24 protein-coding genes and 1 pseudogene are annotated in these 24,194 nt (G+C 43.0%); 11 read left to right on the top strand and 14 right to left on the bottom strand.

Annotated elements, in window-relative coordinates:
• The first annotated feature begins 241 nt into the window (after nucleotides 1-241).
• Complete coding sequence (sugE, locus tag PR766_RS07815) at nucleotides 242-556, top strand: quaternary ammonium compound efflux SMR transporter SugE (protein ID WP_006659000.1); 315 nt, start codon at nucleotides 242-244, stop codon at nucleotides 554-556.
• 99 nt (nucleotides 557-655) lie between these two features.
• Here the strand turns inward: sugE and PR766_RS07810 are convergent, their stop codons facing one another.
• Nucleotides 656-898 (bottom strand): helix-turn-helix domain-containing protein, encoded by a 243-nt coding sequence (locus PR766_RS07810; RefSeq protein WP_006662861.1) that lies wholly within the window; start codon nucleotides 896-898, stop codon nucleotides 656-658.
• Nucleotides 899-1,115: 217 nt separating this feature from the next.
• Here PR766_RS07810 and PR766_RS07805 point away from each other — a divergent pair, with 217 nt between their 5' ends.
• Both PR766_RS07805 and PR766_RS07800 read left to right on the top strand, forming a co-directional pair.
• Nucleotides 1,116-1,892: a hypothetical protein gene (locus PR766_RS07805; protein WP_036959908.1), complete on the top strand. Its 777-nt coding sequence runs from the start codon at nucleotides 1,116-1,118 to the stop codon at nucleotides 1,890-1,892.
• A gap of 51 nt (nucleotides 1,893-1,943) precedes the next feature.
• On the top strand, nucleotides 1,944-3,137 hold the full coding sequence (locus PR766_RS07800) for an MFS transporter (RefSeq protein ID WP_154636093.1): 1,194 nt from the start codon (nucleotides 1,944-1,946) through the stop codon (nucleotides 3,135-3,137).
• A 21-nt stretch (nucleotides 3,138-3,158) separates the two neighbouring features.
• Here the strand turns inward: PR766_RS07800 and PR766_RS07795 are convergent, their stop codons facing one another.
• The 5 genes from PR766_RS07795 to frdA all read right to left on the bottom strand — a co-directional run bounded on the left by PR766_RS07795 (nucleotide 3,159) and on the right by frdA (nucleotide 6,894).
• On the bottom strand, nucleotides 3,159-3,422 hold the full coding sequence (locus PR766_RS07795) for a hypothetical protein (RefSeq protein ID WP_179897098.1): 264 nt from the start codon (nucleotides 3,420-3,422) through the stop codon (nucleotides 3,159-3,161).
• A 169-nt stretch (nucleotides 3,423-3,591) separates the two neighbouring features.
• Nucleotides 3,592-3,945 (bottom strand): fumarate reductase subunit FrdD, encoded by a 354-nt coding sequence (gene frdD, locus PR766_RS07790; RefSeq protein WP_006659009.1) that lies wholly within the window; start codon nucleotides 3,943-3,945, stop codon nucleotides 3,592-3,594.
• 15 nt (nucleotides 3,946-3,960) lie between these two features.
• Entirely contained in the window at nucleotides 3,961-4,356 is a 396-nt protein-coding gene (gene frdC / locus PR766_RS07785) for a fumarate reductase subunit FrdC (protein ID WP_006659010.1), read from the bottom strand.
• 14 nt (nucleotides 4,357-4,370) lie between these two features.
• The gene (locus PR766_RS07780) at nucleotides 4,371-5,105 is read right to left on the bottom strand and encodes a succinate dehydrogenase/fumarate reductase iron-sulfur subunit (protein ID WP_006659011.1); all 735 of its coding nucleotides are present in this window, start codon (nucleotides 5,103-5,105) and stop codon (nucleotides 4,371-4,373) included.
• Complete coding sequence (gene frdA, locus PR766_RS07775) at nucleotides 5,098-6,894, bottom strand: fumarate reductase (quinol) flavoprotein subunit (RefSeq protein ID WP_006659012.1); 1,797 nt, start codon at nucleotides 6,892-6,894, stop codon at nucleotides 5,098-5,100. Before frdA ends, PR766_RS07780 begins: the two co-directional genes overlap by 8 nt.
• Nucleotides 6,895-7,679: 785 nt before the next feature.
• On the opposite strand from frdA, the gene epmA reads away from it, so the two are divergent.
• Both epmA and PR766_RS07765 read left to right on the top strand, forming a co-directional pair.
• Nucleotides 7,680-8,657: an elongation factor P--(R)-beta-lysine ligase gene (gene epmA, locus PR766_RS07770; protein WP_006659013.1), complete on the top strand. Its 978-nt coding sequence runs from the start codon at nucleotides 7,680-7,682 to the stop codon at nucleotides 8,655-8,657.
• A 377-nt stretch (nucleotides 8,658-9,034) separates the two neighbouring features.
• Nucleotides 9,035-9,190 (top strand): hypothetical protein, encoded by a 156-nt coding sequence (locus PR766_RS07765; RefSeq protein ID WP_006659014.1) that lies wholly within the window; start codon nucleotides 9,035-9,037, stop codon nucleotides 9,188-9,190.
• 85 nt (nucleotides 9,191-9,275) lie between these two features.
• Here the strand turns inward: PR766_RS07765 and glpQ are convergent, their stop codons facing one another.
• Both glpQ and glpT read right to left on the bottom strand, forming a co-directional pair.
• Entirely contained in the window at nucleotides 9,276-10,349 is a 1,074-nt protein-coding gene (gene glpQ / locus PR766_RS07760; protein WP_006659015.1) for a glycerophosphodiester phosphodiesterase, read from the bottom strand.
• Between the two features lie 215 nt (nucleotides 10,350-10,564).
• The gene (glpT, locus tag PR766_RS07755; RefSeq protein ID WP_006662870.1) at nucleotides 10,565-11,914 is read right to left on the bottom strand and encodes a glycerol-3-phosphate transporter; all 1,350 of its coding nucleotides are present in this window, start codon (nucleotides 11,912-11,914) and stop codon (nucleotides 10,565-10,567) included.
• A 434-nt stretch (nucleotides 11,915-12,348) separates the two neighbouring features.
• Between glpT and glpA the strand changes: the two genes are divergently transcribed.
• The 3 genes from glpA to glpC are packed head-to-tail and all read left to right on the top strand — an operon-like array spanning nucleotide 12,349 to nucleotide 16,482.
• A complete protein-coding gene (glpA, locus tag PR766_RS07750; RefSeq protein WP_036976096.1) occupies nucleotides 12,349-14,004 on the top strand; it encodes an anaerobic glycerol-3-phosphate dehydrogenase subunit A in 1,656 nt (551 codons plus the stop codon).
• The gene (gene glpB, locus PR766_RS07745) at nucleotides 13,994-15,289 is read left to right on the top strand and encodes a glycerol-3-phosphate dehydrogenase subunit GlpB (RefSeq protein ID WP_036959915.1); all 1,296 of its coding nucleotides are present in this window, start codon (nucleotides 13,994-13,996) and stop codon (nucleotides 15,287-15,289) included. Before glpA ends, glpB begins: the two co-directional genes overlap by 11 nt.
• Nucleotides 15,286-16,482 carry an anaerobic glycerol-3-phosphate dehydrogenase subunit GlpC gene (glpC, locus tag PR766_RS07740; protein WP_006659019.1) on the top strand — a complete coding sequence of 399 codons (1,197 nt, stop codon included), beginning with the start codon at nucleotides 15,286-15,288 and terminating at the stop codon, nucleotides 16,480-16,482. Before glpB ends, glpC begins: the two co-directional genes overlap by 4 nt.
• A 93-nt stretch (nucleotides 16,483-16,575) precedes the next feature.
• On the opposite strand, the gene PR766_RS07735 is transcribed toward glpC, so the two are convergent.
• Nucleotides 16,576-17,244: a 7-cyano-7-deazaguanine/7-aminomethyl-7-deazaguanine transporter gene (locus PR766_RS07735; protein ID WP_006659020.1), complete on the bottom strand. Its 669-nt coding sequence runs from the start codon at nucleotides 17,242-17,244 to the stop codon at nucleotides 16,576-16,578.
• Between the two features lie 161 nt (nucleotides 17,245-17,405).
• Between PR766_RS07735 and tusA the strand changes: the two genes are divergently transcribed.
• Entirely contained in the window at nucleotides 17,406-17,660 is a 255-nt protein-coding gene (tusA, locus tag PR766_RS07730) for a sulfurtransferase TusA (protein ID WP_006659021.1), read from the top strand.
• Nucleotides 17,661-17,724: 64 nt separating this feature from the next.
• Here the strand turns inward: tusA and PR766_RS07725 are convergent, their stop codons facing one another.
• The 3 genes from PR766_RS07725 to PR766_RS07715 all read right to left on the bottom strand — a co-directional run bounded on the left by PR766_RS07725 (nucleotide 17,725) and on the right by PR766_RS07715 (nucleotide 21,973).
• Nucleotides 17,725-18,663 carry an Rpn family recombination-promoting nuclease/putative transposase gene (locus PR766_RS07725; RefSeq protein WP_154636094.1) on the bottom strand — a complete coding sequence of 313 codons (939 nt, stop codon included), beginning with the start codon at nucleotides 18,661-18,663 and terminating at the stop codon, nucleotides 17,725-17,727.
• A gap of 198 nt (nucleotides 18,664-18,861) precedes the next feature.
• Entirely contained in the window at nucleotides 18,862-21,195 is a 2,334-nt protein-coding gene (locus tag PR766_RS07720; RefSeq protein WP_154636095.1) for a zinc/cadmium/mercury/lead-transporting ATPase, read from the bottom strand.
• Nucleotides 21,196-21,343: 148 nt separating this feature from the next.
• Nucleotides 21,344-21,973 carry a lysoplasmalogenase gene (locus PR766_RS07715; RefSeq protein WP_006659025.1) on the bottom strand — a complete coding sequence of 210 codons (630 nt, stop codon included), beginning with the start codon at nucleotides 21,971-21,973 and terminating at the stop codon, nucleotides 21,344-21,346.
• Nucleotides 21,974-22,135: 162 nt separating this feature from the next.
• Here PR766_RS07715 and PR766_RS07710 point away from each other — a divergent pair, with 162 nt between their 5' ends.
• Nucleotides 22,136-22,489, top strand: a complete 354-nt coding sequence (locus PR766_RS07710; protein WP_006659026.1) for a DUF2500 domain-containing protein — start codon at nucleotides 22,136-22,138, stop codon at nucleotides 22,487-22,489.
• A 3-nt stretch (nucleotides 22,490-22,492) separates the two neighbouring features.
• Here PR766_RS07710 and PR766_RS07705 read toward each other — a convergent pair whose 3' ends face one another.
• Both PR766_RS07705 and rsmD read right to left on the bottom strand, forming a co-directional pair.
• On the bottom strand, nucleotides 22,493-22,777 hold the full coding sequence (locus tag PR766_RS07705; protein ID WP_006659027.1) for a DUF1145 family protein: 285 nt from the start codon (nucleotides 22,775-22,777) through the stop codon (nucleotides 22,493-22,495).
• Entirely contained in the window at nucleotides 22,767-23,384 is a 618-nt protein-coding gene (rsmD, locus tag PR766_RS07700) for a 16S rRNA (guanine(966)-N(2))-methyltransferase (protein ID WP_006662877.1), read from the bottom strand. The genes PR766_RS07705 and rsmD overlap by 11 nt, the downstream gene beginning before the upstream one ends.
• Before the next feature lie 217 nt (nucleotides 23,385-23,601).
• On the opposite strand from rsmD, the pseudogene PR766_RS07695 reads away from it, so the two are divergent.
• A pseudogene (locus tag PR766_RS07695) lies at nucleotides 23,602-24,194 on the top strand (signal recognition particle-docking protein FtsY); the annotation flags it as partial.

The raw sequence follows: 24,194 nt of genomic DNA, 5'->3' as shown, positions 1-24,194 counted from the left end.
AGGATCTCTACTTTACCTGTGCTTTGGGATTTGTGCGACGAGATTGCATCTCATGACTCAAATTCAGCATGAATAGGATAAATGTGGGTGTTAATTTAGTGTTAATTATTATTTTAAGTGACTTGAGTCTCTTAAATTGAACGTTTATAATACGGTTTCATTTCGCGTGTTCAGGACGACCTGAAATCATCACGTTTAAGTAATGGGGACGACCCCGAGAAGTTGACGGAGTACATCCACCATGGCTTGGATCATCTTATTATTCGCAGGTTTATTAGAAGTTGTTTGGGCAGTGGGTTTAAAATATACCCATGGTTTTACGCGCCTGACACCAAGTATCATCACTATCACCGCCATTATCGCCAGTATGGGCTTACTCGCTTATGCGATGCGTGACCTACCTGCGGGAACCGCTTATGCAATTTGGACAGGAATTGGCGCTATCGGTACTGCAATTTTCGGGATTATTTTCCTTGGTGAGTCTGCCAATATGTTCCGGTTATTAAGCCTTGGCTTGATTGTGATGGGACTAATTGGGTTAAAACTTTCTAGTTAAGTCTCTGAGAATAAGAACGGGTGAGCGATGGCTTACCCGTTTTAGTAATTTCAGCATAATAGAATTCAAATAACATAATAATTATATTATCTTTTTTTCTTAATCAATAGAGCTGGCTTCTCTCCTTTTAGGTTGATGCTGCAAATAACGAGATGGCCATATTTCGTTAGGTGTCACCTCTAAAAAATCTGCAATAATTTTCTCTCCTTTAGGCCAGCGGCGTGACAATGCATTATTCAATGTTGAGGGATTTAATCCGACAGATCTGGATATGGCGGATAATGTGGTTCCTCTTTTTCGAATGGCGGCAATAATGTCCGCAGGATGCCAATCTTCTTTCATGTCATCTCCAATAATTATTAAATAATTAATCTTTAAATTTAATTAAATGATTTTTAATTAAATTCACCATATGGTTTATTTGAAATGTTAAATTAGAAAAATAAATTACCTTTTTAAATATCAATTAAATTAATCTTTGATATGAGAAATTTCTATGTTAAAGATATTGGCGGTTTTTAATGTTGTTATTTTACAGTGATATTTAAAAGGAAATTAAATGAATATTGAAAGTAATTTTTTGGAAAAATCATGTGATGGGTTAAGAAATATATTTTCGAGTCAATTTAATTGGGATGATATGGATTTATCTTTTAGTAGGGTTGACTTAACGGAACGAAAAATACTGACAATATCCAGCAATTATGAATGGGTCTTGATCTACTGGAATGATGACTTAGATCTGTTAATCAGTGAAAGATTGTCTTCGGGAATTCAATACTGGGATAATTACTCCAAAGCATATTCAGATACATTGTTAAAAGTAAATAGTAGTGAGATTAAGATCGATCTTTGTACGAAATATGGGAATGTTTTTGAATTGGCATCAATTAATTCAAAGAAGAAATTGTCAATGAAAGAAATTAATGCAATCTATAAATATAGGCCTATTATTTCAGATTATGCACAAAGTATTTGGCAGAAAGATAATGATGCTTTTCTACCACAAAGAGAAAATATTATTTTACCCGCTGAAAACCATAGTGAAAAAAATGAATTAGATAATGATATGCTTGATATACACCAATATATGCGTTTTGGTAATATTCGTTTTACTCGCAAAGAAATGATCACCATTCGTTTATTACTTTCCCACTGCAAAGTAAAAGAAATTAGTTATATCCAAGGTTGTGCAGAAGCCAATGAGCACAAACGAATTCAACGTATTAAAGAAAAATTAGGATGTCCTCATGTTTCTTCCAGTGGTTTATTTACGGTTCTAAAAGAACATGGAATTACATTGGCGTGTTTAGAAACCCTAGTGAGCTATCCGTAATTTCCCGACATTATTTATTTAGGATAAAATTTTTACAACAAGGATGATGCAATGAAATGGAAATATCGCATTGGTGCAGCCGCAGGAAATGCGTTGGAATATTATGATATTGCCATTTTTGCTGCAATATCAGTTTATTTGAGTACAGAGTTGGAAAAATTGGGTTACTCACAGTCCACGATAATGGTATGGGGGATTTTTGCGCTGCGTTTTTTAATTCGACCTATTGGCGGGGTTGTTATCGGGCGTTATGCAGATATTGCAGGGAAAAAAGCGGCGTTAGTCTTGACGAGCTTTATTACTGGCGTTGCAACATTATGCATGGCGTTATTGCCTATCCAATTACTAGGAATTTATACCCCAATCGCTATTTTAATACTTCAGCTTGCTCTTGCTTTTAGCTTTGGCGGTGAGTACCCATCGGTAGTGACTTACTTATTCTCTGATACGAAAAATAACGAGCAGGCCAGAATTGCGGCGTTAATCTCTGGAAGTGTAGTGGCAGGGGTTATTCTTTCTGTAGGATTAGTCGTGTTTTTACAGAAAGTTCTTGATAAAGAAACGATGCACAGTATTGGTTGGCGGATCCCATTATTTGTAGGTTTGCTTAATATAGGGATCAGTTTTTGGTTTCGTGCGAGATTACCAGAAAAGCAGGAAAATAAAGCAGAAAGGCGAACGTTTAATTGGCAAGGGATCGTTTATCTTTTTTTGTTAACCGCACCTGCCTCAGTGGCTTTTTATTCACAAAACCTTTCTGGAACAATTATTGTTAACCATTTGAAGCATGATGTATTAAAGGATGTTTTTCCATTAATCTCTTCAGGGCTTTTGTTAGTACTGATTATTTTAACTTGCTGGTTAACAACGAAATGCAGTACACCATCGAAAGTTTACCGGATGGGGGTTACTGCGCTAGTGCTCTTATCCGTCCCTGTTTATTTTACGCTTCAGCTCGATAGCCTCATGCTAGTTGGTCTTGCTCAACTTGTCATTGCAGGGTGTTCTGCAATGATCCTTGCAAATTTACCGGCCGTTCTGGCAAGTGCGGTACATGGCAATACCGCAATGCTAGGCGCTGGCTATAATGGGGCTTCTGTGTGCATTGGGGGGATAACGCCGCTAGCCATTATCTACTTGAGCGATTTTCATTTAGGTTATGCAGGCTGCTTTATTGCATTTTGCGGGACATTATTTTTCTTGATTCGTTGGTTGCCAAAATCAAAAGCACTAGAATTTAATTAACTGATTAACCCCATAGTCAATCTATGGGGCAATTTTTTTAGCCAGTAATTTTAAAAAACGCCCATACAGAAATCCACCCAAATTGCTTTGGTTGTATTCACTGGTTGTGGCGAGGTTATCCACTGCCGCATGCATTGAATGATAGAACATCGTGGCGATAAGCTCAGACGGTGCTGCATGCCAAGCTTGCTGCTGCTCACCGAGAAATAAAATCTGTTTAATTTGCTCAACGGCACGTTGTTCGTGGCTGTTAGTATGCCAGTGATATTCGTCGTGAAATAGCATGTCGTGGAGGGGCTGTTTCTCAACATGTGGTGAGGGCGATAAAACAACAGTAATAACATTATTGTTCTGTTTACCCTCGCTGGTGGTAGAATTTGAAACCCAAAAAAATACCTCATCACGCAGTGCATTGATGAGGTATTTATTAGCAATTTATATTATTAATCAGCAATTACAGAGTGAATACACCGATAATTGCGATAACGCTAATGATTGCAGAGCTGCCGTAGAACACCCATTTTGTTGCAGGGACATGCACTTTAAAATCGTGCAGGGTGTGGTGAATACGGTGCATACCACACCATACTGGCAGAATAATCATCAGTAATAAGAAAATGCGTCCAATAAAGCTTTGGCTAAATGCCATGATGCGCTCATAGCTCAGCATTTCTGGTGCGACACCTAATGGGATTAAAATACCCAGTAAAAGGATGATTGCAGGACCAATAACGGCGCTCCACATACCACCTGCACCAAATAATCCCCAGAAAATCGGCTCATCGGAACGTTTAGGCGTTAGATTCATCAGATTCTCCTTAGATTAAAATAGTAATGCGATTGCTAAAATAGCCGCAGTCACGACTATAGTGAGAGCCCAGAAGCCTTTTACGATAGGCTCATCTGGCAGTTTCTTATCTTTAACAATGATAGCCACAGCTTTTGGTGCTAGCTTGAACCATGTTGTGGTATGCAGCAGCGTTGCCGCTAATGTCACAATGTTAATGATCAGAATAATTGGATTACTTAAGAACCCAACAAAGCCCGCCCAAGATTCAGGACCATTTTTCAGTGCAAATACGCCGTACAGGACTAAAATGCTGAACCAAACCTGAAGCACAGAAGTACTTTCACGCATGATGTAAAAGCGGTAGAAACCCAGCTTTTGCCACCAGTCGCCTTTCATTTCCCTGACATAGGGTTTACGTTTAGTTGTCATGACTTCAATTCTCCTTATCGTGGCTTCAGCATGGCGATAACAAAGTCTTGCGCACTCGCAACTTTACCTTGTTGGATAGCCGCCGCCGGGTCGACATGCTTAGGACAGACTTCAGAGCAGTAACCTACAAACGTACAGCTCCATACACCGTTGTCACCATTTAATAATGGCATACGCTCTTTCGCGCCGTGGTCACGGTTATCGAGGTTGTAGCGCTCTGCTAAGGTAATTGCCGCAGGGCCTAAGAACTCAGGGTTCAGACCAAACTGTGGACACGCTGCATAGCACAGACCGCAGTTAATACAGCCAGAGAACTGATGGTATTTCTCCATCTGAGCTGGAGTTTGCTTGTTCGGACCGTCAGAAGGTTTGCGATCATTACCGATAATGTACGGTTTAATCGCTTCTAAACGCTCGATAAAGCTTGTCATATCAACAACAAGGTCACGCTCGATAGGGAAGTTACCCAGTGGCTCGATTTTAATTCCTTGTGGATAGTCACGCAGGAATGTTTTACAAGCCAGTTTAGGTACATTGTCCACCATCATGCCGCAAGAACCGCAGATAGCCATACGGCAAGACCAACGGTAAGACAGGTCTGGCGCGAGGTTATCTTTGATGTAGCCCAAAGCATCTAACAAAGAGGTTTGCTCGTCATAAGGGACATCATAAGTCACTAAATGGGGTTCATTATCCGTTTCTGGATTGAAACGCATGATCTCCATTTTTAAGTGTTTCATATCATCCATTAGCTTGCTCCTTATTCGCCTTATCTTGAGCTGCCCCTTCAGCACCATACACACGTTTCGCTGGTTGTGATTTAGTGATTTTCACATCAGAGTACTCAAGGCGTGGTGCACCTTCTGGGTTATAGAACGCCAGAGTATGTTTCAGGAAGTTGACGTCATCACGCTCAGTGCAACCTTCGTCAAGACGTTGGTGCGCACCGCGAGACTCTTTACGGTTAATCGCCGAGTGAGCCATACATTCCGCCACGTCTAAGCCGAAGCCTAACTCGATGGTGTACAGTAAGTCAGTGTTGAAGACGCTGCTATGGTCAGTGATTTCAACATGCTTGAAGCGCTCTTTCAGCTCTGCCAGTTTATCAACAGTTTTCTGCATTAATTCAGGTGTACGGTAGATACCGCAACCTTCTTCCATCGAAATACCCATTTCATCACGGATTTTCGACCAGCTCTCTTTACCTTTTTGGTTCAGAAGTTTTTGCAGGTCATTTTCGATATCACGAGTACGTGCTTCGATAGCGCTTGCATTTGCAGGGGTAGCTTCAGCAGCATGACGAGCCGCTTCTTCACCCGCTAAACGACCAAATACCACTAATTCTGCCAGTGAGTTAGAACCTAAACGGTTTGCGCCGTGTAAGCCAACAGACGAACATTCGCCTACTGCAAACAGGCCTTTAATACGGGTTTCTGTGCGCTGATCCGTTTCAATACCACCCATGGTGTAGTGTGCAGTTGGGCGAACAGGAATTGGTTCGTTCACTGGGTCAACACCCACGTAAGCTTTTGCTAGCTCACAAATAAATGGTAGACGCTCATGCAGTTTTTCAGCACCTAAGTGACGTAAGTCTAGGTACACAACATCACCGCGGTGAGTGCTGATAGTGCGACCTGCGCGCCATTCGTGCCAGAATGCTTGTGAAACTTTGTCACGCGGACCCAGTTCCATATATTTGTTTTCTGGTTTGCCCAGTGGAGTTTCTGGACCCATACCGTAGTCTTGCAGATAGCGATAGCCATCTTTGTTGACCAAGATACCGCCTTCACCACGGCAACCTTCAGTCATCAGAATACCGGAGCCTGGTAGACCTGTTGGGTGATACTGAACGAATTCCATATCACGCAGTGGTACGCCATGGCGCAGCGCCATACCCATACCATCACCTGTTACGATACCGCCGTTGGTGTTATAACGGTAAACACGACCTGCACCACCTGTTGCCATAACGATAGCATTAGCACGAATTTGAACTTTCGTACCTTCCATCATGTTCAGAGCAACCAAACCACGTACTTGACCTTCATCCACAATAATATCGAGAACAAAGTGTTCATCGAAACGCTGAATTTGAGGGTATTTTAATGACGTTTGGAACAGGGTATGCAGCATGTGGAAGCCGGTCTTATCGGCTGCAAACCATGTACGTTCAATTTTCATTCCACCGAAACGGCGAACGTTAACTGAACCATCTGGTTTACGGCTCCAAGGGCATCCCCATTGTTCCAGTTGGGTCATTTCTGTTGGGCAGTGTTCGACGAAGTAATCGACGACATCTTGCTCACACAGCCAGTCACCACCAGAAACGGTATCATTAAAATGATAGTCAAAGGAATCATGGGCTTGAGTAACTGCGGCTGATCCCCCCTCTGCGGCCACGGTATGGCTACGCATTGGGTAAACTTTTGAGACCAGAGCAATCTTGATATTGGGATTTGCTTCAGCAGCAGCAATTGCTGCACGTAAGCCTGCGCCCCCGGCCCCGATAATCGCTAAATCGGCATTGAAGGTTTGCACTGCGCTTCTCCATTGTTCAAGTGTAAAGTGTTAAATTAATAAATTCTTTTAAATACTTTTAGTGCTTAGCTATTTCAGTTTCAGCTCACCTTTAGGCAAATCTGCAAAGAATATTTTTTTAATCGTAAATATATAATAGCTAATAACGACTTATTATGTTGGGAATTATAACGAATAGTGCCGAGGATAAATTTGATATAGAAAGGTGTTTTGGGTGATATTACCCCCAAAATGTGATCTGCGTCGTCTTTTTGCAAATTGTTTTTGGGTGCAAAGAAATTCCAGCGAAATTGGAAATAATAAAAAGGAATTTCAAATAATTATCATTAATTTTAACAGAATTATCAGAATTTAAAACCAACTAAAATCGTCAAGTTTTCCTCGCTTACAGTGGATAATCTGGTGTGCCATGAGGAAATTCTAAAATCATATCGAAGATAAAATTGCGAATGAGTTCACTGTTTCTCAGTCTGCTTCATTTCTAATGTCAAAAAACGATTTGAAATAGCATAAAGAGGGTAAGCAAAGAAAGGTAATTTTAACATTTGAATTACAAGCAATAAGAAAAAATCATGTTTCTGTTTTTTTTTAACCAAATGTTAAAAGTTAATAAGAAAGCTTTTTGCCTAATCGTATAAAGCAGGAGATAATCACATCATCTTTTTTCGCCTTGAATCATATCCCCTATCGATACTCATATAGAGCATAATTTCCACAATAATCCATTGTGTGTTAGGGGGGAGGTGAGTACACTGCACAACTAAGTTTATTTTGGAGTTATTTTAATGAGTGAAGTAGCGAATTGGCTGCCTACAGCCCCCATCGCTAACCTGTTACAGCGCGCAAAAATTGTTGCGGAAATCAGACGTTTTTTCGCTGATCGCTGTGTACTTGAGGTAGACACACCCGCAATGAGTCAGGCGACAGTGACTGACATTCATCTTGTTCCATTTGAGACACGCTTTGTGGGACCCGGTGCTGCTCAGGGCATTAATTTATATCTAATGACCAGCCCTGAATATCATATGAAACGTTTACTGGCAGCAGGAAGTGGTCCTATCTATCAAATGTGCCGTAGTTTTCGTAATGAAGAAGCAGGAAGACACCATAACCCTGAATTTACGATGCTGGAATGGTACCGCCCACACTTTGATATGTATCGCTTAATCAATGAAGTCGACGACCTTCTACAGCAAGTGTTGGAATGTGAAAGCGCTGAGCTTCTCTCTTACCAACAAGCATTTTTACGTCACTTAGATATCGATCCTTTATCTGCGGAAAAAAGTGAATTACGCGAAGTGGCTGCCCGTTTGGATTTAAGCAATGTTGCGGATCAAGAAGAAGACAGAGATACGTTACTACAATTGCTATTTACGATGGGGGTTGAACCACATATTGGTAAAGAAAAACCTGCGGTGGTGTACCATTTCCCAGCGACTCAAGCGTCATTAGCCGTTATCAGCACGGAAGATCACCGCGTTGCTGAACGTTTTGAGGTTTACTATAAAGGCATGGAGCTGGCAAATGGTTTCCATGAGCTGACCGATGTGAGCGAACAACGCCAACGTTTCGAACAGGATAACCGCAAGCGTGCCGCGATGGGATTACCCGTTCAGCCAATAGATGAAAACTTACTTGCCGCGCTTGAGCATGGTTTACCGGCATGTTCCGGTGTGGCTGTTGGTGTTGACCGCTTAATCATGCTGGCACTGAATGCCGAACGAATTAGCGATGTGATTGCGTTCCCAGTGACGATTGCTTAAAACTCAGTTTCTATCTATGACATTAAAAAGCACCTTGAACGTTGATCATTGATTGACGAAGGTGCTTTTTCTTTCCTGCCCGTTCTACCAAAAACGGATTAAATGCTTTCGGATAATTCTTCTATAAGTCCCATTCTTGAAGATTATGGTTGATTTCAAGTTCATTTGCTGGTCTTCTGTTTGACTTAAGCTAAATAAAATGAACTTGGGTTGGTGACCTTTCTGCCTTTGCTTCTATTACTACTGGTTGACACGGAACAAGCCGAAAAGGAAGGCATTGCATTATCGTCATTACTACCCAATAAAGATAATGTGTTGGCGCTAAGATCTTTAAAATCGCGTTCGTCATAGGAAAAGCAAGAAATAGCGGTGCGAAATTGTCAGTACAACTTTATGATATTGATGCTATTTTAGGTAAGAGCGGAATGGCTCATCATGTAGTCGCGCTGTCGCTTGTGTGTGAATATCCACACCCCAGCCTTATTACTCAGCAAAATGAAGCGCAGCTTTTATTGCATCAAATTCAGGCTTAAAGTCTAAATAAGAGAGTCGTTATTCTGATTAAAAAGACTCTCTCGAGTCATTGACGTGCAATTGACTCGAGAGAGTGAGGGAGAGTTACTTCTGCTTTTGCTGCTCTAGAAACTTAACCCCTAAATCTGGGAAGTCAGTGAAGGCACCATCAACGTCCGCTTGGTTATAAATAATGTCATATAACTGCTGACCATCTTTCGCGTACTTAGGCAGTTTGTCCACACGGATAGTAAATGGATGTACCGCCATATGGTTAGCGTGAGCTTCTTTTACCATTCCGTTTACTTTGATGTTCGTTGGTGTGGAATCTTCGCTAATGAGCATATGATAGTCAGGGCCGATACCGTCTGCGTAGGTTGCAATCTCTTTCATCGCACCCGGCTTCATCATCCAATCATAGTTATAGTTCACCCAAGTACCGTCTGGCTTCTGCTCTTGAGTCTCTTCCCAATCGGTGTAAGCAATCAGTTGGATCAGTTTTAAATCCATCCCCATTTCTGGCATCAGTTTCGTTTTGATGCGTTTTAAGTCAATCGGGTCGAAAGATTGCAGATAAACGTTAGAATCTTTGTTGGTATAGCCATACTCTTTCAGGACTTCTAAGGTTTTCTTGGTGATATCCTTGCCTTCTTGTTGATGGAACCAAGGGGCTTTAATTTCAGGGTAGATACCGATATTTTTACCCGTAGATTTGTTCAAACCTTGAATAAATTCAATCTCTTCTTGGAAGGTGTGAACACGGAAATCAGATTTACCCATAGGGAAACGGTTCGGATAGCTTTGGACTTTTTTGCCATCAACAATGTCAAAGCCTTCCGTGAATTTCAGGGATTTAATTTCTGGCAGCGTAAAGTCGATGGCGTAGTAGCGACCATCTTTACGTGCGCGATTTGGAAACTTATCCGCTACGTCAGTGACGCGATCCAGATAATGGTCATGAAGTACAACCAGCTCATTATCTTTGGTCATCACTAAATCTTGTTCGAGGAAATCCGCGCCTTGCGCATACGCCATCGCTTTCGCTGGAAGGGTATGTTCAGGTAAATAACCACTTGCACCACGATGGGCAATCACCACTTTACCTGCCGTTTCGGCAGCAGCAGAGACTGACATCACTAAGACCATACTTGCGACTAATGTTTTTAATTGAAAATTCATCAGTAAATCTCCTTGGTACTCATTGTTTGTAGGTAAAAAACTTGTAGGTAAAAAGCTTTATAGGTAAACAGTTTTTTAGGTAAATAAATTTATAAGTAAATACTTTTACAGATAAAAAATGGTGCCGATAACAAATTTTGGGTAAAAAAATGGGCTATATCCTTTTCTTGATATAACCCATCAATCTAGCGAATCAACTCAACATAAGCGGTGGCTTATTGGTTTTTAGCGAGTTCGCGTTTATGTTTACTTTCGCTCAGCATAACGATGAACAGTAAAACAACGGCCAGTGCAGAACCACCGATCATCACAGCAAAACCGCCGTTCCAACCGAAGTAGTCCACGGTATAACCGACGATAGCACTTGCGGCAACAGAACCACCAAGATAACCGAATAAACCGGTGAAGCCTGCGGCGGTACCCGCTGCTTTCTTAGGTGCAAGCTCAAGAGCGTGCAGACCAATCAGCATGACTGGACCATAGATTAAGAAACCGATAATCAACATACATGCCATATCAACGCCTGGGTTACCCGCTGGGTTCATCCAGAAGACGATAGTTGCAATAGTCACTAAGGTCATGAAGAACACGCCTGTCGCGCCACGGTTACCACGGAAGACTTTATCCGACATCCAACCGCACAGCAGTGTTCCTGGAATACCCGCATATTCATACAGGAAGTAAGCCCATGAAGATTTATCCATTGTGAAGTGTTTAACTTCGCGCAGGTAAGTTGGTGACCAGTCCAGAACACCGTAACGCAGTAAGTATACGAACACGTTAGCGATAGCAATCATCCACAGAAGTTTGTTAGGGAATACATACTTCATGAAGATAGCTTTAGCGGTTAATTCTTCTTCATCAGAGGCTTTATAGTCTGTTGGATAGTCGTTTTTGTACTCTTCAATTGGTGGCAGACCACAAGATTGCGGAGTATCACGCATTAATGCGAAGGCAATCATTGCCACTAAAATAGCGGCGAATGCTGGCATATACAGCGCAGCTTTCCAGTCGTTAAACCATGCCATACCTAACAGGAACAGTAATGGAGGCAGACCACCGCCGACGTTATGCGCACAGTTCCAAACGGAGACGATACCGCCACGTTCTTTTTGTGACCACCAGTGAACCATGGTACGTCCACAAGGAGGCCAACCCATACCTTGGAACCAACCACATAAGAATAACAGCACGAACATAACCATGATGCTAGACGTTGCCCATGGTACGAAGCCCATGAATATCATGACAAGTGAAGCGAGGATCAAACCTGCCGGTAAGAAGTACCGAGGGTTAGCACGGTCAGAAAATGAGCCCATGATAAATTTGGAGAAACCATAGGCAATTGAAATCCCAGATAATGCGAAACCAAGGTCACCTTTAGAGAAACCTTGTTCAACGAGATAAGGCATTGCGAGGGCGAAGTTCTTTCTAACTAAGTAGTATGCTGCGTAACCGAAGAAAATCCCCAGGAAAATCTGCCAACGTAATTTACGATAGACGGGATCTATCTTATCCGCTGGCAGCCTCTCGATATGAGCGGCGGGTTTAAACATGCGTAACATAAAGCCTCCGATGGCATGTCAGTAGTTATATGCTCTTCATTTCACCTATGTTGTGAAGTTGTTGAGCGTTTATTATGGGAGAAGTAACAAAAACGAAAACAATCGAGTTTCTTTAGGCGCTTTTATTTTCTAATTGCGCTAAATCTTAATCGTTAAAAAACATTTTATCTGTAATCTAACGCACAATTATTGATTTTGTTTATCTGGCTGCATAGTTAATGCGATTTGTGAATGGAATGGAACTAAAATTGTGAATTATTTTGTGAAGGTAGTCACGGTTTTGCGCTTTTTCGTACCTGAAATGTAACTATGGCTTTCGTTTTTGTTCCTTATCAAACATTCGACTCATTTTTGAGCTTATATTAACTATAGACTATAAAAATAGAAACTATACTTATCGAATAGTGAAGATTGATTAACGTGAGGAATGCGACATGAATGGCTCATCTGTGACTGAAACGGATGTCATCATTATCGGTGGTGGCGCAACAGGCGCAGGGGTCGCTCGTGACTGCGCTCGCCGTGGATTAAAGGCAGTTTTGCTGGAACGGCATGATATTGCGACAGGTGCAACAGGGCGTAACCATGGCTTATTACACAGCGGTGCTCGCTATGCTGTTACTGACAGTGAATCGGCAAGAGAGTGTATAGAAGAAAATAAAATACTGAAACGTATCGCTCATCATTGTATTGAAAAAACCGATGGGCTTTTTATTACCCTGCCAGAAGATAGTCTTGAATACCAACAGCAATTTATTACTGCATGTCAATCAGCTGGCATTGATGCTCAAGCGATTGATCCCGCGGAAGCTATTCGTTTAGAGCCTTCAGTCAACCCGCGTTTAATTGGTGCGGTTCGCGTACCGGATGGCACCGTCGATCCCTTTCGTTTGACTGCTGCCAATATGTTAGATGCTCGCGAGCACGGCGCTAAAGTTCTGACTTACCATGAAGTGATTGGCTTGATCCGCCAAGGGGATAAAGTGCGCGGTGTCACCGTTTATGATCATCAAGCGAAAAGACAGTACGATATTCATGCGCAAATTGTCGTCAATGCTGGTGGAATTTGGGGACAGAAAATTGCCGAATACGCGGATCTGAAAATCAAAATGTTCCCTGCGAAAGGGGCGCTCTTAATTTTAGGTCACCGTCTTAATAATATGGTGATTAACCGTTGTCGCAAACCTGCCGATGCGGACATTCTTGTGCCGGGTGACACTATCTCGTTGATTGGTACGACATCGACACATATCGAGTATGACCAAATCGATAATATGTATGTCACGCCAGAAGAAGTGGATATTTTGATTCGTGAAGGTTCAATGCTATCCCCTGCATTAGCGACAACGCGCATTTTACGCGCATATGCGGGTGTTCGCCCATTAGTGGCGAGTGATGATGACCCTTCTGGCCGTAACGTCAGCCGCGGTATTGTGTTACTCGACCACGCGAAACGCGATGGTTTAGAGGGTTTCATCACTATCACTGGCGGTAAGTTAATGACTTATCGCTTAATGGCGGAATGGGCGACCAATAAAGTCTGCGAAAAACTGGGTGTCACAACACCATGCACTACTGCTGAAGCGCCATTGCCAGGATCTCAACACAGCGCAGAAGAAGCGTTGCGTAATGTGGTTTCTATCCCTGCACCTATTCGCGGTTCTGCGGTCTATCGTCATGGTGATAGGGCGTCTGCGATCCTCAGCGCTAACCGTTTAGATAAAAGCTTAGTGTGTGAGTGTGAAGCGGTGACGGCAGGTGAGGTTCGCTATGCGGTGGAATCTTTAACCGTCAACAACTTGCTTGATTTACGCCGTCGTACCCGTGTGGGTATGGGGACGTGCCAAGGTGAGCTTTGTGCTTGCCGCGCGGCTGGATTACTCAATCGTTTTAACGTCACCACACCACATGAAACCGAGCAGCAACTGGGGCACTTCTTAAATGAGCGTTGGAAAGGGGTGAGACCGATTGCTTGGGGGGATGCTTTGCGTGAAAGCGAGTTCACCAGTTGGGTATATCACGGATTATGTGGCATGAATGAAAGTACATTGAGCCAGCCTGCTCAGAAGGAGGCAGAGAATGAAATATGATGCAGTAGTGATGGGCGGAGGCCTTGCTGGTCTTATCTGTGGAATTCGTCTGACTCAATCAGGGCTCTCTTGCGCTATTGTGAGTGCTGGGCAAAATGCGTTGCATTTCTCTTCAGGTTCATTGGACTTATTAACGCATCTTCCCGATGGTGTTCCGGTCGAAAAACCGCTCTCGATGTTAGAGGCATTAAAACAGCAAGCACCAAACCATCCGTACAGTTTAATCGGCGCAGATAATGTCTCTGAACTGGCTCAGCTGGCACAGAGTACATTGCAGCAAGCGGGTTTGCACTTCAAAGGTTCAAGTGAAGAAAATCATTACCGTATTACGCCATTAGGTCATAAACGAATGACTTGGCTGAGCCCTGAATCTGTACCCACGACGGCACTTCACCAACAAATGGCACTGGGTAAAATCGCCGTTGTGGGTATTGAAGGTTTCCTTGATTTCCAACCGCAAATGGTGGCGGATGAGTTAGACCGTCAAGGACTCGAAGCGGAGGCGTGCTATGTTCACTTACCGTTGCTTGACCGCTTAAGGGAAAACCCAAGCGAGTTCCGCGCGATTAATGTGGCTCGCTGGTTAGATAGACCTGAAAATATGGCGCAAATTGTGGAAGAAATTGCCCCGCTAGTCGCTAATGCGGATGCGGTGTTTATGCCTGCGTGTATTGGTCTCGACAGTGAAGAACCAATGCTAGAGTTACAGAAACACTTAGGGAAGCCGCTATTTTTACTGCCAACATTACCGCCATCTTTATTAGGTATTCGCCTTCATGAAATGCTATTACGCCAATTCCGTCGCCAAGGCGGGATTATGATGCCTGGCGATAAGGTGACATCCGTGAATTTCGTGGGCGCACGTATTGAGTCTGTTCAAACCCGTAATCACGGTAATATCTCGTTGAAAGCCAAGCATTTTGTGTTGGCAACAGGCAGTTTCTTTAATAACGGTTTAGTGGCGAAGTTCGATCAAGTTTATGAGCCTTTAATGCATTTAGATTTGTGTGAAATCGGCGATCGCGCCACATGGACAAATAAAGAGTTTTTCGCTTCTCAGCCTTATATGGCGTTCGGTGTGCAAACTGACAGCCATTTACGGGGTAAAAAACACGGTGAGACGATTGAAAATCTGCATATTGCGGGCGCTGTGTTAGGAGGTTTTGACCCACTGACTCAAGGCTGTGGTGCAGGGGTTTCGCTGATCACGGGCTTATATGCTGCGAATGAAATCGCGAATGAATTTGCTAAAGATAAAGCCATGCAGGCGGAGGTGGCGCAATGAGTATTCAAGATGCAAGCTTTGAAAGCTGTATAAAATGCACTGTTTGTACCACCTATTGCCCAGTGGCAAAAGCGAACCCACTATATCCGGGACCAAAACAAGCGGGTCCTGATGGTGAGCGTTTACGCTTAAAAGACCCGATGATGTACGATGATGCATTGAAATTCTGCACTAACTGTAAACGCTGTGAAGTGGCCTGCCCATCGGATGTGAAGATTGGCGACATTATTGCGCGCGCTCGTAATACCTATAGCCAGCAGAAACCGAAACTGCGTGATGCGATTTTAAGCCATACGGACATTATGGGTTCCTTATCGACCCCATTTGCCCCTGTAGTAAATACCATTACTGGCTTAAAACCCGTTCGCCAAATTCTGGATAAAGCTTTAAAAATTGACCATCGTCGTGAGCTGCCTAAATACTCGTTTGGTACTTTCCGTCGTTGGTATGGTAAACAAGCCGCGGAACAAGCGAAGTTTGAAGAGCAAGTGGCTTTTTTCCATGGTTGTTATGTGAATTATAACCATCCACAGTTGGGTAAAGATTTAATCAAAGTTTTTAATGGCATGAATATTGGTGTTCAGCTGTTAAAACGTGAAAAATGTTGTGGTGTGGCACTGATCGCAAACGGATTTATGAAGCAAGCGAAACGCCAAGCGAATGTGAATTTAGAGTCGCTCCAAGAGACAATTTTAGAAAAACACATTCCGGTGGTTGCAACTTCTTCAACTTGCACATTCACCATTCGTGATGAGTATACCCATGTGCTGGATGTTGATACTTCGGAGATGCGCGATAACATTGAATTAGCGACTCGCTATATTTATCGTCTTCTGGAAGAAGGGCGCGAGCTGAAACTGAAACACACACCATTAAAAGTGGCTTATCACACACCATGCCATATGGAAAAAATGGGTTGGACGTCCTACACCCTTGAACTGATCAAGCGTGTGCCAGGCGTGGAGTTGATTGTTTTAGATTCACAATGTTGTGGTATTGCAGGAACTTACGGATTCAAAAAAGAGAACTACGAAGTTTCCCAAGGTATTGGGGCTGGGCTGTTCCGTCAAATTGAAGAGAGCGGTGCGGATATGGTGATTACCGACTGTGAAACCTGTAAATGGCAAATTGAAATGTCCACCAGTAAGAAATGTGAACACCCAATTTCATTGCTGGCTCGCGCGCTCGAATAATCTATTGTTGTGTTGAGTTATGTGAATAGTAGTTAGGTATTAATCAAGTTAACCCTTTGGGAGATAAGCGAAAACTTATCTCCCTTTTTTATTTTAGTGCTGTGGAGATAACTGCTTCTTGCTGGTGGTATCGAAAAAAGTTTTCAAAATGAAATTCAATAACAGACCATAAGCCGGTAAGAAGAACAGCATACAAATTAACAGCTTGAATACATAGTCAACGAGGGCGATTTCCACCCAATTTGCCGCCATAAATGGATCGCTACTTTGATAAAATGCGATAAAGAAAAACGCAATCGTATCAATCAGGTTACCAAAAAACATGGCGCAGGCAGGTGCCACAAACCAGCGTTTGTTTTGACGCAGGCGGTTAAATACACTGACATCTAAAATTTGCCCAAGAACATAAGCCATAAAACTGGCTGCTGCAATACGCGCAACAAACAGGTTAAATGTCATGGTCGCGGCAAAACCTTGCCACTCACCTTGGAAGAATAGAGCCGAAATGACATACGAAATTAACAAGGCAGGCAGCATGACAGCGCTAATAATACGGCGAGCCAACGGTGCACCATAGATGCGAACGGTTAAGTCCGTAGCAAGGAAGATAAAGGGAAAAGTAAACGCGCCCCACGTGGTATGGAACCCAAAAATATTGATGGGTAACTGCACCAAGTAGTTGCTGGATGTAATGATTAAAATATGGAACAACGATAGCCAAATTAACGCAGTGGCTTTTTGCTGCGGAGTAAACGTAAACATATTGTACCTTTTTAGTCGCAATGGGGTGAGGGAACCCATGAATAACATCCCTAAATTGGGAAGAGCGCATCATACTCTCGTTGCGCAACAAAATCAAAACTGTTCATCTTCAGCGTGCGGCTTTACAATAAGTCTATTGATGACCAAGAGAATGTGGTGCTATGTCTGATTTATTTTCCAATCCAACCAAAACCCTTGATACCTTGGGACTCCGCTGTCCTGAACCGGTAATGCTAGTGCGTAAAACAGTACGTAACATGGCGGATGGCGATACTTTGCTGATTATTGCAGATGACCCTGCAACCACCCGTGATATCCCCGGTTTCTGCCGCTTTATGGAGCACGAGTTGTTGGCGGTTGACGCTGATAATGCGCCGTATCGTTATTTATTGCGCAAAAAAAACAGCGGTTTGTAATGACCCAATTTCGGTATGTTGGATAGCCTCTTTGCTTAGCATGGGGCTATTGTTGATAAATGATTTAATTAAGTGCTTGAATTTCACTGATTGATAAGCCGGTTATTTCGCTGATAACATCGGCGCTGAATCCGAGCTGTAAGCTTTTTAAAGCAATTTGTTGTAGCGTTTCTTCTCTTCCTTCTTCTTTTCCTTCGACTCTACCCTCAATTTTACCTTCAATTTTACCTTCAATTTTACCTTCATTTTTTAACCGCTGTGCAATATTCATAATAGCTCCTCGATGATTTTCGGCTTGGTCGATTAATGTCTCGACAATGGAAGTATAATAAGGGGAATCCATGATGATAAATAAGTAATTCAAGATAGTGATCACGTCATTTTTGTCATTATAGTGACTGTTTAAGATTTGAACGAAGTGCTCAGTGACCTTCTGGTGGTCATTTCGTAATTTTTTGTGTTTCATTGCGAGTTCCATCACAGCGATTTTGCGGTGACTAACTATTTCGGTATCCTCAACCACAGTGATATCCACCAACGGGAAAGGGTTGCTATACAGAGCATGGGCTACTTCAGCGTGGGGTAAGCATTGCGTCCATACCTCTTCATAAGGGTAAGGGGATGTTTCCCCGTGATAAAACAAAATGGGGACAACGAGCGGTAAGGTTTTATGCCCTTGCTGTAAATGCTGATTCATCGCCATGAATGCATAGTGCATTAAACGCCAGCCCATGAGTTTGTCAGGTGTTGACTGATGTTCGACTAATAGATAGATATAGCTATCTCCCATTTTTGTTTGTACGGAATAGAGTACATCGGAAAACCGCGTTCTCAGTTTGCTATCAATAAAGGCTGAATTAATGAGGGTTAGCGTATCGAAATCGCACAAGCGTTTAATTTGCTCAGGTAAATGAAGCTCAAAGAAATCTCGGGCATTGCTCTGTTTTGTCATAAAGCCTTTAAAGGCGGCATCATGAGGTATTGAACTTACATTATTAGTCATATCCACACTCATCAAATGTTGTCGATGACCGAGATATTACCCAATATTTTTGTGTGCGGGAGAAAAGTTAGTCCTAAATTCAGCTGGTGAATGTTTTATGTAACTCTTTGCTGTAATTGATTATTTTAAATCTTCCACACATAAGAAAACGCCGTAATAATGATAATTACGGCATCGAGATATCAAATTAAATAAATACTATTTTTTGATTTCGGGCAGCTTCACGCGCAGTAAGCGAACTGCGTTGGCGGTAACTAATGCCGTTGCGCCAGAATCCGCTAATACGGCAACCCATAATCCAGTGATACCTAACAAGCTGGTCACCAAGAAAACTGCTTTCAAACCCAAGGCGATAGTGATGTTCTCGCGGATGATCTTCCGTGTGGCTCTGGATAATGCGACGATTTCAGGTAATCCAGTCAAACGGTTGTGGGTTAAAGCTGCATCCGCAGTTTCTAAAGCAACGTCAGTACCACCACCCATTGCAACACCAATGCTTGAAGCTTTCATAGCTGGTGCATCATTGATACCGTCACCCACCATCATGGTGTTGTGGTTTCGATTAAGCTCCATGACGGCGGTGACTTTATCTTCAGGTAGTAATCCCGCACGGAATTCCATGCCAAGCTGATTGGCAATAGCGCTGGCCGCACGAGGGTTATCCCCAGTTAACATGACCGCATTGACATTCAGTGATTTCAGCATCTCCATTGCGTCAGCTGCATCGCTACGTAAGGTATCTTGCAGAGCGGTTAAGCCGATAACGTGGTTATCTTCGAGAGTCACGACAACCGTCTTACCTTGGGCTTCTAACGCTTCCACTTTTGCTTGCCACTGGCTGTTTAATGGTGGTTCTACCCTCGAGGGTGCACTGACTAACACTTGTTTGCCATTAAAGGAACCTTCAACTCCTTTACCTGCCAGTGCTTTACGCTCTAACGCTTCTTCAACAGTGATAGATAATTCTTCAGCTTTGTTAACAATCGCTTTAGCGAGCGGATGGTGAGAGCCGACTTCAACCGATGCAGTGATACGAATTAACTCGCTTTCACTCATACCTTCAACTGGGACGACATCCGTAACATGGGGTTTGCCTTCTGTTAATGTACCGGTTTTATCCAGCGCAATCGTAGTGACAGTGCCCAGTTGCTCTAGCGCTGCGCCACCTTTAATAAGGGCGCCACGTCGCGTTGCTGTTGCCAGTGCTGAGGTAATTGCAGCGGGGGTTGAAATCACGAGTGCGCAAGGGCAACCAATTAACAGCAGAGTCAGACCACGATAAATCCATGTGTCCCACGCTGCGCTGAAAAACAGTGGTGGAATGACAATAACCAAGGCTGAAATCAGCATGATAATTGGGGTGTAAATACGGCTAAAGCGGTCGATGAATCGTTCAATCGGTGCGCGACGTTCTTCCGCCTCTTCAATCAGTTGCAAGATGCGGTCGATAGCATTTTGACCTTGTTCTGATACCACTTCCATTTGCACCGCTTTGTCGACAGATAAACAGCCTGCGGCAACTTTTTCACCAGCACTGCGCTCAACAGGCACTGATTCCCCAGTTAATGCGCTTTCATCAAAGCTGGCAAAGCCAGAGACCAGTACTGCATCAGTAGGAAGTCGACCACCTGGAGCGATTTCAATGATATCCCCAGGGCGTAACTGTGCGACAGGAACGGATGTTTTTTGCCCATCTTTGATAAGCACTGCGTCTTCAGGCACTAAGGCCATTAATGCGCTGACTCCACGTCGAGCGCGCCCCGCAGAGTAGGATTCAAGCATTTCACCCAACATAAACAGTAAGATAACCATGGCGGCTTCTTCTGTCGCTTGAATAAAGATTGCCCCAACAGCGGCAACGGTCATCAAGGTTTCAATGGCGAATGGCGAACCGGTGCGAATTAAACGTAGCGATTTACGCGCAATAGGGTATAACCCAAATAACGTTGTTAAGATAAAAGCCACGTTACCGAGTTGCGGATTAACAAACTCTAATCCCCAGCTGATTGCCATTAAGATAGCTAAAATAATGACCGGTTTTGCTTCACTCAGTAAGCTTGGTGGCGTAGATGCGGCGCTATTGCTGCCCACATCATGTAATTCATAACCTGCAGCCTCGACCGTTGAGCGGACGATTGCGGTGACGTCTTTATCCGCATCAACAACCAATTTTTCAGTGGCGAATAGCACTTTTGCTTGAGCGACTTCGCGAATTTGGGTAATCGCATTTTCGATTTTAGCGGCACAACTAGGGCAATCCATTCCCCTCACAATCCAACTAAAACGTTGTTTGGCGGTTTGTGTTGGTTCGACATCATCATTAGCTGCGGGTGCTGAATTGCAGCAGCTACCATGTTGATGGGATGTTTCATCATCATCGTGCGCATGACTTTTATCATCATGACTATGTTCATGGGAAGATGAGTCATGACTGACATTTTTGCTATTCTCTACTGTTGTTGAAGAACAGCTATTGCCAGAGCAGCAAGATGTCTTATGTGCATGGGTATCTTTATGAGAGTGTGAGTGCATAAGCGCCCCCTTTTTCTAAATGCGTTTTTAACCATGTTCTCTAATTAGAGTTAAGTCTACACTCTAGAGTAGACTCTAGAGTCAAATGAAAAAGGGGGCGCCAATTGATAAAATTCTCAAATAGCACGTTTTATCAATTGGCGAAGTGTTATAGGTAAATGGCACGAACAATAAAGAATTGACCAAGGAAATAGAAGGCGGCAACAACGGCTTTAGAGGCTTTGAATGGGAAACGGAAATGCGCAATTAACCAGATACAGTGAGATAAAAACAACATAGAGGCTCCCACCATAATGGAGAAATTAAACTCTCTACCTAAGCCAAAATATTGATCTCCTGCAACCCACATCATAATCATACTCATGATAATAGACGCAAAAACAACAGGTTGTTGGCTCTCCAGTTTTCCCCAAATGAATATAAAAGTGACCGCAGCGATAGCAATTGGAACAATAAGCCAAGGCAGGTACAAACCAAAGTTAAATTGCATTCCGAAGCTAATGGTATAGACCAAATAGCTTAAGAACATCAGTCCTAAAGATGTAAGCAAGTGTTCACTAGAAAACATTCTCGAAAGGTCAGCAACTAAAGAAAGCACTAAACCACCTAAAATCAGGTAGGTTTGCGCATTTAAGTCGTCGGAACTCCATCCCCAGAATAATAAAAGAAGCAGAGTGATAGGGCGAAATAACCAACGTTGCCACTCAGGACCACGATAGGCTGCATCAACATACAGCCAGCCAGAAAATAAAACAGCGAGGAATGGCCAACTAATCATACACATATCCTTAAAAGCTTCTGGAAAAGAAAAATCACTGATAGCGATTTCAGATGAATCAATAAACTATACCGCGTCTTGCTCAAATTGTATGGCGTTTATCTGCAATTTGAGTGAGAGAGGGTATATACTTATGATTATTCTAAGCTAAATATACAAATTATGAATAAGCCAATTCTCTTAATTATTGTTCTCGCTATTATCGCGGTATTCGCGACAAAACGTTTTTTTGACCAAAAGAAACAGAATGAAATTAACGATAATTCATTGCCTGTCAGCCAGTTAGTTCTTGTTAAAGAGAAAAAAGATTATCCTTATCCCAATATGCGCTCTCGAGAGCGGGATGTGGTGTCCCCTGAAACTTTTCGCTATGAAATTTATTTTCAGACCCAAGCTTCTGGAGAAACCATTAAAGTGATCGTCAGCGAACAGCAATACCAAGATGTTACGTTAGGTACTAAAGGTAAGCTGACGTTACAAGGCACGCGATTTATTCGCTTTGAACCGACTGAATAACCATTATTTTTTCTTAGCGGCCTCGATTGCCGCTTTGGTTTTCTTATGCATGGCGAGCATTTCAAACACACCAAAGAAGAAAATTTTAGTCTGCTGTAAACCTGTTAATTTTTGATCTTTCGGTAAGCTAGCTTTCAGGAAGATTGTCTGCAAGGCATGCATGAAAATCATAAAGACCATTGCGATATCCATAAAATATTTCAATGGCTTAGGGAATGGGTGAACAATATTAAAGATCATGAAACCCCAAACACAAATCATGAGCAGACGTCCAATATTAATCAGCATCTTTTTCTCCCTGCATACTTGATGAATAAACAGATTGACGAATAAATAAACGATAGGCAACCTGACCTGCTACTTTTTCTCGGTGTAGCTGCCAGCTTGCGGGAATGTCAGTAAGTGGTAACTCAGCTTCTGACTCTACATAAATCCAGCTTTCATCTGCGAGCCACTGATTTTGTTCGAGTAGCTCGATAGTTTGGCTGAGTAAACCTTTACGAAATGGCGGGTCGATAAACACGACATCAAAAGGTGTACCCACTTGGCTGAGGACAGTGAGGCTACTGTTATTGAGCACAGTAGCGTTATCCGCATTTAAACGAACTTTATTTTCGCTTAACAGTTTGGCGTTTTGTTTATCCAGCTCAATAAATGTGACGTGCTCGGCAAAGCGAGATAGCGCTTCAAAACCTAAAGCACCACTGCCGGCGAAACAATCGAGGCAGCGAGCATCTCGGATGACTGGCATTAACCAATTAAAGAGCGTTTCTTTAATGCGGTCAGTAGTAGGACGTAAGCCCTCACTATCACGCACAGGCAGTTTTCGCCCACGCCATTTACCACCAATGACACGTATTTGCCCTAAAGAGGCTGTTTGTGGTTTTTTTGCCATAATATGTATAGTTGTTTAGTTCACTGAGGAATGTATAAATTATTGGGGACTATTGTAGCGCTTCGGTTTCACGGTTTTAACAGAAAAATAAGAATAAATTGTCATGATTTTTCTTTCAGATATGTGTTGCTGCGCGATGAAATGATAGACTGCATGTAATTTTATTGCGATTTAATTTTTAAACGCCATGTTTTTACCGCGAGGAGTGTAGTGGCTGATGGCTAAAGATAAGAAAAAAGGCTTTTTCTCATGGTTGGGATTTGGTCGTAAAAGTGAAGAAGAAACTCAGAAACCGGATGTCGAACACAAAAATGACGTAGCCCATAACGCGAAGCAAGACGAAGCCGCTAGGTTAGAAGCTGAGCGTCAGCATCAAGTGGAAGAAGATGCGATTAAAGCGGCGGAAGATGAAGCTGAGCGTCAATACCAAGCGGAGCAAGCTGCAATTACAGCCGCTGCGGAAGACGCTGAACGTCAGCATCAAGCTCACTTAGATGCGATGCGCATTGCAGCAGAAAAAGCGGAACAAGAGCGCCAAGCCGCAGCAGATGCTCGTATTGCAGAAGAAAAAGCCGCTCGAGAGGTGTTAGAAGCTCAGGCTTTACGTAAGATTGAGGAAGAGGCTGAGCGCCAATATCAAATCGAACAAGCGGCGATTAAAGCCGCGGAAGAAGCAGCCGAACGTCAGCATCAAGCTGAATTAGAGGCTATCAAAGATGCTGAAGAAAAAGCCGAGCGTGAGTATCAAGCCGCTGAAGCTGCCCGTTTAGCAGAAGAGAAAGCCGAGACTGAGCGTCAAGAAGCGGAAGC

Source organism: Providencia sp. PROV208 (assembly GCF_028479465.1).
Taxonomy (GTDB): Bacteria; Pseudomonadota; Gammaproteobacteria; order Enterobacterales; family Enterobacteriaceae; genus Providencia; species Providencia alcalifaciens.
This window is presented reverse-complemented; position numbering and strand designations above follow the sequence as displayed.